This is a genomic window from Streptomyces sp. NPDC005899, assembly GCF_040629645.1.
Classification (GTDB): Bacteria; Actinomycetota; Actinomycetes; order Streptomycetales; family Streptomycetaceae; genus Streptomyces.
The window spans coordinates 1-11,628 of record NZ_JBEXWB010000200.1 but is presented as its reverse complement, the minus strand read 5'-3'; the positions used below and the strand labels follow the sequence as shown (position 1 = coordinate 11,628).

Annotated in this window: 10 protein-coding genes; 4 read left to right on the top strand and 6 right to left on the bottom strand. The window is 70.0% G+C overall.

The features are described from left to right. The first annotated feature begins 177 nt into the window (after positions 1-177). On the top strand, positions 178-1,047 hold the full coding sequence (locus tag ABZ371_RS21110) for a site-specific integrase (RefSeq protein WP_358681859.1): 870 nt from the start codon (positions 178-180) through the stop codon (positions 1,045-1,047). Between the two features lie 199 nt (positions 1,048-1,246). Here the strand turns inward: ABZ371_RS21110 and ABZ371_RS21105 are convergent, their stop codons facing one another. Continuing rightward, positions 1,247-2,404, bottom strand: coding sequence for an acyl-CoA dehydrogenase (locus ABZ371_RS21105; protein WP_358681862.1), 1,158 nt, complete (start codon positions 2,402-2,404; stop codon positions 1,247-1,249). 185 nt (positions 2,405-2,589) lie between these two features. Between ABZ371_RS21105 and ABZ371_RS21100 the strand changes: the two genes are divergently transcribed. Next, complete coding sequence (locus ABZ371_RS21100) at positions 2,590-3,933, top strand: UDP-glucose/GDP-mannose dehydrogenase family protein (protein WP_358681856.1); 1,344 nt, start codon at positions 2,590-2,592, stop codon at positions 3,931-3,933. Positions 3,934-4,034: 101 nt separating this feature from the next. On the opposite strand, the gene ABZ371_RS21095 is transcribed toward ABZ371_RS21100, so the two are convergent. The 3 genes from ABZ371_RS21095 to ABZ371_RS21085 are packed head-to-tail and all read right to left on the bottom strand — an operon-like array spanning position 4,035 to position 6,923. Continuing rightward, positions 4,035-5,237, bottom strand: a complete 1,203-nt coding sequence (locus tag ABZ371_RS21095; protein WP_358681853.1) for a dipeptidase — start codon at positions 5,235-5,237, stop codon at positions 4,035-4,037. Between the two features lie 7 nt (positions 5,238-5,244). After that, positions 5,245-5,787, bottom strand: a complete 543-nt coding sequence (gene purE, locus ABZ371_RS21090; RefSeq protein ID WP_358681850.1) for a 5-(carboxyamino)imidazole ribonucleotide mutase — start codon at positions 5,785-5,787, stop codon at positions 5,245-5,247. Then, positions 5,784-6,923 (bottom strand): 5-(carboxyamino)imidazole ribonucleotide synthase, encoded by a 1,140-nt coding sequence (locus ABZ371_RS21085; protein ID WP_358681847.1) that lies wholly within the window; start codon positions 6,921-6,923, stop codon positions 5,784-5,786. Before ABZ371_RS21085 ends, purE begins: the two co-directional genes overlap by 4 nt. Before the next feature lie 153 nt (positions 6,924-7,076). Between ABZ371_RS21085 and ABZ371_RS21080 the strand changes: the two genes are divergently transcribed. Beyond that, a complete protein-coding gene (locus tag ABZ371_RS21080; protein ID WP_358681844.1) occupies positions 7,077-7,595 on the top strand; it encodes a GtrA family protein in 519 nt (172 codons plus the stop codon). 61 nt (positions 7,596-7,656) lie between these two features. Here ABZ371_RS21080 and ABZ371_RS21075 read toward each other — a convergent pair whose 3' ends face one another. Together ABZ371_RS21075 and ABZ371_RS21070 are read right to left on the bottom strand one after the other, a co-directional pair. Then, complete coding sequence (locus tag ABZ371_RS21075) at positions 7,657-8,922, bottom strand: ATP-binding protein (protein ID WP_358681841.1); 1,266 nt, start codon at positions 8,920-8,922, stop codon at positions 7,657-7,659. 15 nt (positions 8,923-8,937) lie between these two features. Continuing rightward, positions 8,938-9,615 (bottom strand): response regulator transcription factor, encoded by a 678-nt coding sequence (locus tag ABZ371_RS21070; protein ID WP_358681838.1) that lies wholly within the window; start codon positions 9,613-9,615, stop codon positions 8,938-8,940. A 490-nt stretch (positions 9,616-10,105) separates the two neighbouring features. On the opposite strand from ABZ371_RS21070, the gene ABZ371_RS21065 reads away from it, so the two are divergent. Next, positions 10,106-11,596 (top strand): oligopeptide:H+ symporter, encoded by a 1,491-nt coding sequence (locus tag ABZ371_RS21065; protein ID WP_358681836.1) that lies wholly within the window; start codon positions 10,106-10,108, stop codon positions 11,594-11,596. The last annotated feature ends 32 nt before the right edge of the window (positions 11,597-11,628 follow it).

The window sequence follows — 11,628 nt, the reverse complement described above, 5'->3', positions numbered from 1 at the left end:
TGCGCGCGACCCGCACGACGTCATCGCGGAACTCTTTCGGATACGGCTTGGGCACTGCGACATCCTTCCAGGCCGCCTCTCAGCAAGCCAGGTCAAGGTGTCACCTTTCCGTGCAGCAGTCCCTACCGGTCGATCCTCAACACGACCATTGAGCCGTTCTTCAAGGCCCGTTCCATCGTGTCCCTCAAGGTCGCTGATGTTGAGCAGTGGCTCTTGTGGATGGAGCAGGACCGGAAGCTGTCCGCCCGCACACGGCGTCAGCGGTTCTCGTTCTTCTCCGGGATGATGGACTGGGCTGTCGTCAACGAGATCGTCGGCCGGAACCCGTGCAAGAAGGTCAAGGGCGCGGGCAGCCGCGCCAAGGAGATCCGGGAGCAGAAGAGCACCGCAAGGCGGCTCACGACGCGGGAAGTTCTGGCGATGCTGGATGCCGCTCCTCCGCGATACCGCGCGATGCTGTGGCTCATGGCCGGGTGCGGCCTGCGGCTCGGTGAGGCCATGGCGGTGTCCCGCGATCAGATCGACTTCAAGGCCGAGACGCTTCGCGTCGACTTCCAGATTGCGGAGGACGGAGACACCGAGTCGGGGAAGAACAGCGCGATCCAGCGTCGGCACATCAAGGCTCGTGACGAAGGCGAGCCAGGGCGTACCGTCCCCCTCCCGCCGAACGTCGCCTTCGAGCTTCGACGGCACATCAAGAACCACGGCGTATGGGGGCCGGAGCGGCTCCTCTTCCCCAACGTGACGCGGACTGGCTACCTCTACGCGTCGTACTTCTACCCGAAGATCTGGATGGAGGCTCTGGGCAAGGGACAGGTGAAGTACTGCAAGGCCCACTCACTCCGGCACTACTACGGGTCGCGGCTGCTGTACGCCGGAGTCCCCGAGAACGACGTGGCCGACTGGATGGGCCACAGCAGTACGGACGTACTGAGGGAGCACTACCACTACATCTTCGAAGGGGCCGAGCAGCGCGGTCGGGCCGCCATCGCAACGATGTTGACGCCCGGCGCCGACGACCCGACGGAGGCATCAGAGGTCGCCTGATCCTCCTACGACAACAGCCCCCGGCGTCGCGCCGGGGGCTGCGTTGTTTGTGCAGGTCAGTGGCTGTTTTCAGCCCGGCATCCGCCCAGGATTCCCCCAGCATGACGCCCAGGAACGGCCCTGATCAGGCCGCAAGGGACAGAAAGCCAAGGACGCCCCTCCGGACCTTCGAAACAGCTTCTGACCTGCAAAAACCCTGCTAGGGAAGGTTCCTTGCCATCACGATCCGCTGCACTTGGTTCGTGCCCTCATAAATCTGGGTGATCTTGGCGTCGCGCATCATGCGCTCGACGGGGTAGTCACGGGTGTAGCCGTAGCCGCCGAGCAGCTGGACCGCGTCCGTGGTGACCTCCATCGCGACGTCGGAGGCGAAGCACTTGGCCGCGGCGCCGAAGAAGGTGAGATCGCCGTCGAGGCGCTCGGACTTGGCCGCCGCCGCGTAGGTGAGCTGGCGGGCAGCCTCCAGCTTCATCGCCATGTCGGCGAGCATGAACTGGATGCCCTGGAAGTCGGCGATCGGCTTGCCGAACTGCTTGCGCTCCTGGACGTAGCCCTTGGCGTAGTCCAGGGCGCCCTGGGCGATGCCGATGGCCTGGGCCGCGATCGTGATGCGGGTGTGGTCCAGGGTCTTCATCGCCGTGGCGAAGCCCGTGCCCTCCTCGCCGATCATGCGGTCCGCGGGGATACGGACGTTGTCGAGGTAGACCTCGCGCGTCGGGGAGCCCTTGATGCCGAGCTTCTTCTCCGGGGCACCGAAGGAGACGCCCTCGTCGGACTTCTCGACGACGAACGCCGAGATGCCCTTGGAGCGCTTCTCCGGGTCGGTGACGGCCATGACCGTGTAGTACTCGGACTCGCCCGCGTTGGTGATCCAGCGCTTCACACCGTTGAGGACCCAGAAGTCGCCGTCGCGCACGGCCTTCGTCTTCATGCCCGCCGCGTCGGAGCCGGCGTCCGGCTCGGACAGGGCGTACGAGAACATCGCCTCACCCTTGGCGAGCGGGCCCAGGTACTTCTTCTTCAGCTCCTCGGAGCCGGAGAGGATCACCGGGAGCGAACCCAGCTTGTTCACGGCCGGGATGAGGGAGGAGGACGCGCAGGCGCGGGCCACCTCCTCGATCACGATGACCGTGGCGAGCGCGTCGGCGCCCGCACCGCCGTACTCCTCCGGGACGTGGACCGCGTGCAGGTCCGAGGCGACCAGGGCGTCCAGCGCCTCCCGCGGGAAGCGGCCCTCCTCGTCGACCGCGGCGGCGTGCGGGGCGATCTTCGCCTCGGCCAGCGAGCGGATCGTCTCGCGGAGCATGTCGTGCTCCTCGGCCGGACGGTACAGGTCGAAGTCGGTCGAACCCGCCAAGACGTTCACTCCCCAAGGATGCTAACTACCGTTAAGTAACCCAATTTTAGTCCGCGGTCCCCGCTCCGGCATACGGGCGCGGCACGTGAGCTTGCCGACAGCGCCCGGGCCGCCGGAAAACGGGGGTTCCGCAGGCCCGGATATGCTCGGCTGCGCACGTCTGTCCGCATCGTTCAGGAGCACCCATGGCCCTCAGGATCACCGTGATCGGTACCGGCTACCTCGGCGCCACCCATGCCGCGGCCATGGCGGAGCTCGGCTTCGAGGTCCTGGGCCTCGACGTGGTGCCGGAGAAGATCGAGATGCTCTCGGCGGGCCGGGTGCCGATGTACGAGCCAGGGCTCGAGGAGATCCTGCGCAAGCACGTCGCCGGCATCGAGGGGTCCACGGGGCGTCTGCGTTTCACCACCTCCTGGGAGGAGGTCGGCGCCTTCGGCGATGTGCACTTCGTCTGTGTGAACACTCCCCAGAAGCACGGTGAGTACGCCTGCGACATGAGCTATGTGGACAGCGCCTTCGAGTCCCTGGCACCGCAGCTCACCCGGCCCGCGCTGGTGGTGGGCAAGTCCACCGTGCCGGTGGGCTCGGCCGCCCGCCTCGCGGCCCGGCTGAGCGAACTCGCACCGGCCGGCACGGACGCGGAGCTGGCCTGGAACCCGGAGTTCCTGCGGGAGGGCTTCGCGGTGAACGACACCCTGCACCCGGACCGGATCGTCGTGGGGGTCGAGAGCGAGCGGGCCGAGAAGGTGCTGCGCGAGGTGTACGCGGGGCCGGTCGGTGCAGGCTCCCCCTTCGTCGTGACGGACTTCCCGACGGCGGAGCTGGTCAAGACCTCCGCGAACTCCTTCCTGGCCACCAAGATCTCGTTCATCAACGCGATGGCGGAGGTCTGCGAGGCCGCCGACGGCGATGTGGTGAAGCTGGCGGAGGCGCTCGGCCACGACGAGCGGATCGGGAAGAAGTTCCTGCGGGCCGGAGTCGGTTTCGGCGGTGGCTGCCTGCCCAAGGACATCCGCGCCTTCATGGCCCGCGCCGGCGAACTGGGCGCGGACCAGGCCCTGACCTTCCTGCGCGAGGTCGACTCGATCAACATGCGCCGCCGCGGGCACATGGTGGAGCTGGCCCGGGAAGCCGTGGGCGGAGGCTCGTTCCTGGGCACCCGGGTGGCGGTGCTGGGCGCGACCTTCAAGCCGGACTCCGACGACGTACGCGATTCGCCGGCGCTGAACGTCGCCGGGCAGATCCACCTGCAGGGCGGGCAGGTCACCGTCTTCGACCCGAAGGGCATGGACAACGCCCGGCGGCTGTTCCCGACACTCGGCTACGCGGAGACGGCTCTGGACGCCGTGCGCGGCGCGGACGTGGTCCTGCACCTGACGGAATGGCGGGAGTTCCGCGAGCTGGACGCCGCGGCGCTGGGTGAGGTGGCTGCGCGGCGCACCCTCCTGGACGGGCGCAACGCGCTCGACCCGCTCGTATGGCGTGAGGCGGGCTGGACCTACCGGGCGATGGGCCGGCCGAAGGCCTGATCGTCGCCCGGCGCGGGGCCGCGCCGCTCCGGCCGCGTCCCGCCGCCGGACGGGGCCGGCCCCCGTCCGGCGCGAAGGCGCGGGAGTGGGCGGCCCCGGAGTCAGCGTGCCGGGCCGTCCAGCTGCCCGATCGTGGCGTGCGACGGGCCCAGCCGGACGCTCAGGTCCCGGGAGACCGCTTCCGCGTCACGCAGCACCCGCACCGCGTTCTGCCAGGTGAGCTTGGCGAGGTCCCGCTCCGACCAGCCGCGGGCCAGCAGCTCCGCGATCAGGTTCGGGTAGCCGGAGACGTCCTCCAGCGCCCGGGGCAGGAACGCCGTGCCGTCGTAGTCGCCGCCGATGCCGATGTGGTCGACGCCGGCGACCTCGCGCATGTGGTCGAGGTGGTCGGCGATCGTCGCCACGGTCGCCAGGGGGCGGGGGTGGACCGCTTCGAAGTCCGCGTGGATCCGCATGGCGGCCGGGGTGGTGTCGAGGTGGTGCAGACCGTGCTCCCGCATGTTGCGGTCGGCGGCCAGCGTCCACTCGACCGCCGCCGGGAGGACGAACTTCGGCACGAAGGTCGCCATGGCCACGCCCCCGTTGGCCGCCAGCGTCCGCAGCACGTCGTCGGGGATGTTCCGCGGGTGGTCGCAGACGGCCCGGGCGGAGGAGTGGGAGAAGATCACGGGCGCGACCGAGACGGCCAGCGCGTCACGCATCGTGGTGGCCGCCACGTGGGAGAGGTCGACCAGCATGCCGATGCGGTTCATCTCGCGCACGACCTCGCGGCCGAACTCCGACAGTCCGCCGACGCGCGGGGAGTCGGTCGCCGAGTCCGCCCAGTCGGTGTTGTCGTTGTGCGTCAGCGTCAGGTAGCGGACGCCGAGGGCGTGCAGCGCGCGCAGGGTGCCCAGGGAGTTGTTGATGGAGTGGCCGCCCTCGGCGCCCATCAGGGAGGCGATGCGGCCCTCGGCCCGGGCCTTCTCCATGTCGTCCGCGGTCAGCGCGCGCCGCAGGTCCGCCGGGTGGCGGTCCAGCAGCTCGGCGACCACGTCGATCTGCTCCAGCGTGGCGCTGACCGCGTCGTCGCCGGCGAGGTGGGCGGGCACGTAGACGGACCAGAACTGCGCCCCGACGCCGCCGGCCCGCAGGCGCGGGATGTCCGTGTGCAGGACGCCGGTCTGGTCGGTGGAGACGTCCCGTGCGTCGAGGTCGTAGCCGACCTGTTCGCGCAGCGCCCAGGGCAGGTCGTTGTGGCCGTCGACGACGGGGTGGTCGGCGAGGAGGCGGCGGGCCCGGTCCAGGTGGTACTCGCTGCTCATCCGGGGCCTACTTCCCGAAGCCGAAGGAGTCGGCGCCCTCGACCTTGGCGCGCAGCCGCCTGCCCTTCTCGGTGGCCTGGTCGTTGAGCTCCTGCTGGAAGTCCTTCATCCGTGCCAGCAGCCCGGTGTCGTGCGCGGCGAGGATGCGGGCCGCGAGCAGGCCCGCGTTGCGCGCGCCGCCGACCGAGACGGTGGCGACGGGGACTCCGGCGGGCATCTGCACGATGGAGAGCAGGCTGTCCATGCCGTCGAGGTACTTCAGCGGCACCGGGACACCGATGACGGGCAGCGGGGTCACCGAGGCCAGCATGCCCGGCAGGTGCGCCGCCCCGCCCGCGCCGGCGACGACCACCTTCAGCCCGCGGTCCGCCGCCCCCTCCCCGTACGCGATCATCTCGCGCGGCATGCGGTGGGCGGAGACGACGTCGACCTCGTAGGGGATCTCGAACTCGTCGAGGACCTCGGCGGCCGCCTCCATGACGGGCCAGTCGGAGTCCGACCCCATGACGATGCCGACGACGGGGCTGGGCGCGGTGCCGGGGGAGGTCATTCGGTGATCGTTCCTCGCAGGTAGTCGGCCGCGTGCCGGGCGCGCTCGCGCACGTCCGCCAGGTCGTCGCCGTAGGTGTTGACGTGGCCGACCTTGCGGCCGGGCTTCACGTCCTTGCCGTACATGTGGATCTTGAGCTGCGGGTCGCGGGCCATGCAGTGCAGGTAGGCCTGGTACATGTCCGGGTAGTCGCCGCCCAGGACGTTGCACATGACCGTCCAGGTGGCGCGCGGACGCGGGTCGCCGAGCGGCAGGTCCAGGACGGCCCGGACGTGGTTGGCGAACTGCGAGGTGACCGCGCCGTCCTGGGTCCAGTGACCGGAGTTGTGCGGGCGCATCGCCAGCTCGTTGACGAGGATCCTGCCGTCGCGGGTCTCGAACAGCTCGACCGCGAGGTGGCCGACCACGCCCAGCTCGGCGGCGATGCGCAGGGCGAGCTGCTGGGCCTCGCCGGCCAGCCGCTCACCGAGCTCGGGGGCCGGCGCGATGACCGTGTCGCAGACGCCGTCGACTTGGACCGACTCGACGACCGGGTAGGCGACGGCCTGGCCGTGCGGCGAGCGGACGATGTTGGCCGCCAGCTCCCGGACGAAGTCGACCTTCTCCTCGGCGAGGACGGGGACACCGGCCCGGAAGGGCTCGGCCGCGTCCTCCTCGGAGCGGACCACCCACACGCCCTTGCCGTCGTAGCCACCGCGGACCGTCTTGAGGATGACGGGGAAGCCGCCGGCCTCCTCGGCGAAGGCCGCGGCGTCGGCCGGGTCCTTCACGATGCGGTGGCGGGGGCAGGGCACACCGATCTCCGTCAGCCTGGCGCGCATCACCCCCTTGTCCTGGGCGTGCACCAGGGCGTCGGGGCCGGGGCGGACGGGGATGCCGTCCGCCTCCAGGGCGCGCAGGTGCTCGGTCGGCACGTGCTCGTGATCGAAGGTGATCACGTCGCAGCCGCGCGCGAAGGCGCGCAGCGTCTCCAGGTCGCGGTAGTCGCCGACGACGACTTCGCTCACCACCTGGGCGGCCGAATCCTGAGGTGTGTCACTGAGCAGCTTGAACTTCAGCCCGAGGGGGATGCCCGCCTCGTGGGTCATGCGGGCGAGCTGACCGCCGCCGACCATACCGACTACCGGGAACGTCACGCTTCCAGGGTATCCGGCGGCCGGAAGGTCTCTTCACCGTCCTCGGACCGGGCCCCTCGTCAGGGGGGGCCGGGCGGCTCACGGGCATCACACGGGGGAGGTCGTTAGCATGGCCGGGTTGACGAAACCGACCGGACGGGGCTGAGCGATCACATGAGCGAACGGGGCGCACTGCGGGCCCGGCTTGATCTGCTGGCCCGGGAGGTCGCCAAGTTCGGCGCGGTCGGCGCCTTCGGGCTGGTCGTGAACATCGCCGTCTCCAACCTGATCTGGCGCACCACGGACATCCCGGTGGTGCGCGCCGGGCTGATGGGGACGATCGTCGCCATCCTGTTCAACTACGTCGGCTTCCGCTACTGGACCTACCGGGACCGCGACAAGAGCGGCCGGGCCCGTGAACTGACGCTGTTCCTGCTGTTCAGCGCCGTGGGGGCGGTGATCGAGACGGGCGTGCTGTACCTGGCGACGTACGGCTTCGGCTGGAACAGCCCGGTCCAGAGCAACGTCTTCAAGATCCTCGGCATCTCCGTCGCGACCCTCTTCCGCTTCTGGTCGTACCGCACCTGGGTGTTCAAGGCGCTTCCCGCCAAGGAGGCCGTGCTCGACGCGGAGCGGTTTCTGGAGCAGCGACGACCCGCCGACGACGTAGCGCGTGGCCCCGTGAGCCGCTGACGGGCCCCGCCGGGCGGGTCCGTCCCGCCTCCGCGTGGCGGCCGACGGCCGCCACGGCCCCTCAGCGCACCGGGCGCTCGGGTTCCTCGCGGGCGGGCGCGACCCGGCTGAGGAAGAGGGCGAACACCGGCGGCTGCTGCTGGAGCAGTTCCAGCCGGCCGCCGTCGGCCTCCGCGAGGTCCCGGGCGACCGCGAGCCCGATGCCGGTGGAGTTGCGGCCGCTGATGGTCCGCTCGAAGATCCGCGCCCCGAGGTCGGCCGGTACGCCGGGGCCCTCGTCCGTCACCTCGATGACGACCTGGTTGCCGGTGACCCGGGTGCGCAGCGCGACCGTGCCGCCGCCGTGCATCAGGGAGTTCTCGATCAGCGCGGCGAGCACCTGGGCCACCGCGCCCGGGGTGCCCACGGCCCGCAGCCCCTGCTTGCCGGAACAGACGACCGCGCGGCCCGCGCTGCGGTAGGCCGGTCGCCACTCCTCGATCTGCTGCTTGACGACCTCGTCGAGGTCGAAGAAGACCGCGGAGCCGGTACGCGGGTCGCGGGCGTTGGTCAGGAGCCGCTCCACGACGTCCGTGAGCCGCTCGACCTGGGTCAGCGCGATGTTGGCCTCCTCCTTCACCGTGTCCGGGTCGTCGGTGACGGAGATCTCCTCGATCCGCATCGAGAGCGCCGTGAGCGGGGTGCGGAGCTGGTGCGAGGCGTCCGCGGCCAGCCGCCGTTCGGCGGTGAGCATCCGGGCGATGCGCTCGGCCGACGCGTCCAGGACATCGGCGACCCGGTCCAGCTCCGTCACCCCGTACCGCTTGTGCCGGGGGCGCGGGTCGCCGGAGCCGAGACGTTCGGCGGTCTCGGCGAGGTCGGTCAGGGGCGAGGTCAGGCGGTTGGCCTGGCGCACGGCGAGGAGCACCGCGGAGACGATCGCGAGCAGTGCCACCGCGCCGATGATCATCAGTGTCCGGCCGACTTCGCGGGTGACGGCCGAGCGCGACTCCTCGACGGTGACCTTCTCACCGTCCTCCCCGGTCTCCGTGCTGCGCAGGACGCTGTCCGTGGGGCGCTCGCCGACCTCGATGGCGGGGCGTCCGGGGATCTCGACGCGCGCGTACCGGGTGGGGTCGACCTGCTCCGCCAGGACGTCGGGGGTGATCCGTTCCGCACCGAGCAGGCGGCTCTCCACGACGCTGATCAGTCTCAGCGCCTCGGAGTCGACGCTCTCCTGGGCGCTGTTGCTGATGGTGCGTGTCTCGACGATGACGAGGGAGACGCCGAAGACGGCGATCACGACGAGGACCACGGCGAGCGTGGAGTTGATCAGTCGGCGGCGCATGACTGTCTCTGTACGTCAGCTCTTCTCGAAGCGGAAGCCGACGCCCCGCACGGTGGCGATGTAGCGGGGGTTCGCCGCGTCGTCGCCGAGCTTCTTACGGAGCCAGGAGATGTGCATGTCGAGGGTCTTGGTGGAGGACCACCACGTGGTGTCCCACACCTCGCGCATCAGCTGGTCCCGGGTGACGACCCGGCCGGCGTCCCGGACGAGCACCCGCAGCAGGTCGAACTCCTTCGCCGTGAGCTGGAGTTCCTCCTCGCCCATCCACGCGCGGTGCGACTCGACGTCGATCCGTACGCCGTGGGTGGCGGGCTGCGGGGCGGGCTCCGTGGACCCGCGGCGCAGCAGGGCGCGGACCCGGGCGAGCAGTTCGGCGAGACGGAAGGGCTTGGTGACGTAGTCGTCGGCTCCGGCGTCGAGCCCGACGACGGTGTCGACCTCGTCGGCCCGGGCGGTGAGGACCAGGATGGGTACCGCGTGGCCGTCGGCGCGCAGCCGCCTCGCGACTTCCAGGCCGTCCATCCCGGGCAGCCCCAGGTCGAGCACGACCAGGTCTATGCCGCCCTGCAGCCCGGCGTCGAGCGCGGTCGGGCCGTCCTCGCGGACTTCGACCTCGTAACCCTCACGACGCAGGGCGCGGGCCAGTGGCTCCGAGATGGACGCGTCATCCTCGGCGAGCAGTACACGGGTCATGGGGTGATGGTAGTCCGCACCGGCCCCCGCCAGGGAGGCACTCGTCGGCACCTATGAGTCAGGGACCCGAAACGGACAGAGACCTTTGAATATGGGATCTTGGTTCCGTCGAGACCTGTGATCCATGTCTCAAGTCCTTCCATATGTCCATGTGTCGTGGCGTATGGTTGCTCGACGCCTGTTGCACCACCTGAGGACCTTTGGTCAGCGTTTCGCGCCGAGGGTCACTTTTGTGTGCGGGCCGGTTCCCGCCGGCCCTGAATCAGTGAATGACCTATGGGCCGGGCCCGGAGCGCGAGGACGCGTGACGGGCGTGGATCCCGGTGCGGTCGGTCCCCGAGTCCGCCACCTGCTCCCCCACGGAGCCGGTGGCCGAGTCGAGTCCCCTTGAGGCGTCGGGGGCGGGGCCTGAGCCGCGCCGGTGCCGGCTACCCCCCACCGGGCGCGTACCGCTCACGAGGCGACGCGTCCCGACCAGCAAGGATCGACCATGGCGTCCAGCCTGACGAAGGACCCGGCCAGTACGACTGGTACGGAGAAGACCTTCTTCGGCCACCCCCGCGGCCTGGCCACTCTCTTCATGACGGAGATGTGGGAGCGCTTCAGCTACTACGGCATGCGCGCGCTGCTCCCGCTCTACCTGATCGCTCCCAACGGGCTTCACATGAATCCCGCCACGGCCACGGCGATCTACTCGGTCTACCTGTCGCTGGTGTACCTGCTCGCCATGCCCGGCGGCTGGTTCGGCGACCGCGTCTGGGGCCCCCGCAAGACCGTCGCCATCGCGGGCGGCGTCATCATGCTCGGCCACCTGACGCTGGCCCTGCCCTCCGAGGGCACCTTCTTCGCCGGCCTCGGGCTGGTGGCGATCGGCTCCGGGCTGCTGAAGTCCAACATCTCCACGATGGTCGGCCACCTCTACGACGGCCCGGACGACCCGCGCCGCGACGGTGGCTTCACGATCTTCTACATGGGCATCAACGTGGGCGCCTTCGCCGCCCCGCTGGTGATCGGCACCGTCGGCGAGAACGTCAACTGGCACCTGGGCTTCGCGCTGGCGGCGCTCGGCATGGGACTCGGCGTCGTCCAGTTCATGCTCGGCACCCGCCACCTCGACAAGCGCAGCCTCGTCGTCCCGAAGCCGCTGTCCGCCGACGAGCGCGCGTCCACGCTGCGCAAGTCCATGATCTGGCTCGGCGTCGCGGCCGTCTTCTACATCGGCACGGTCGTCACCGGCGTCTACACGCTCAACTGGCTGCTGGTCCCGATCACGGTGGCCGGCCTGGTCATCCCCGTGATGGTCCTCGCGCGCATCAAGCGCGACAAGGACCTCAGCGCGGCCGAGCAGTCGAAGATGTCCGGCTACATCTGGTTCTTCGTGGCCGCCGCGCTGTTCTGGATGATCTACGACCAGGGCGGCTCGACGCTGGCGATCTTCGCCGAGTCCTCCGCGGAGAACTCGGTCCTCGGCTGGGACTTCCCGGTCTCCTGGTACCAGTCGGTCAACCCGGTCCTGATCATGGCGCTGGCCCCGGTCTTCGCCGCCTTCTGGCTGGCCCTGAACCGGCGGGGCAAGGAGCCGAGCACGATCGTGAAGTTCAGCTCCGGCCTGGTGCTGGTCGGCGCGTCCTTCTTCCTCTTCCTGGCGCCGCTGGCCATCGCGGGTGACGGCCACAAGGCCGCCGCGATGTGGCTGGTCGCGATCTACTTCGTGCAGACCGTGGCCGAGCTGACGCTCTCCCCGGTCGGCCTCTCGGTCACCACGAAGATGGCCCCGGCCAAGTACGCCAGCCAGATGATGGGCGTCTGGTTCCTCGCGGTCACCGCCGGCGACTGCACCACCGGTCTGCTCTCCATCGCGGGTGTCGAACTCAACGGCACCGGAGTCGTGGCACTCCAGGCCGCCCTCGCGGTCCTCGCGGGCGCCGCGATCTTCATGTACCGCGGCAAGGTCAAGACACTGATGGGCAACGTCCGCTGACGCGGACCCGTCGACACGGCCCGGGGCCGCCG

Bases quoted from the DNA above. Each gene is read 5' to 3' on its own strand.
- ABZ371_RS21100 (WP_358681856.1), top strand. From the start codon at position 2,590: ATGGCCCTCAGGATCACCGTGATCGGTACCGGCTACCTCGGCGCCACC.
- ABZ371_RS21080 (WP_358681844.1), top strand. From the start codon at position 7,077: ATGAGCGAACGGGGCGCACTGCGGGCCCGGCTTGATCTGCTGGCCCGG.
- ABZ371_RS21075 (WP_358681841.1), bottom strand. From the start codon at position 8,922: ATGCGCCGCCGACTGATCAACTCCACGCTCGCCGTGGTCCTCGTCGTG.
- purE (WP_358681850.1), bottom strand. From the start codon at position 5,787: ATGACCTCCCCCGGCACCGCGCCCAGCCCCGTCGTCGGCATCGTCATG.
- ABZ371_RS21070 (WP_358681838.1), bottom strand. From the start codon at position 9,615: ATGACCCGTGTACTGCTCGCCGAGGATGACGCGTCCATCTCGGAGCCA.
- ABZ371_RS21065 (WP_358681836.1), top strand. From the start codon at position 10,106: ATGGCGTCCAGCCTGACGAAGGACCCGGCCAGTACGACTGGTACGGAG.
- ABZ371_RS21095 (WP_358681853.1), bottom strand. From the start codon at position 5,237: ATGAGCAGCGAGTACCACCTGGACCGGGCCCGCCGCCTCCTCGCCGAC.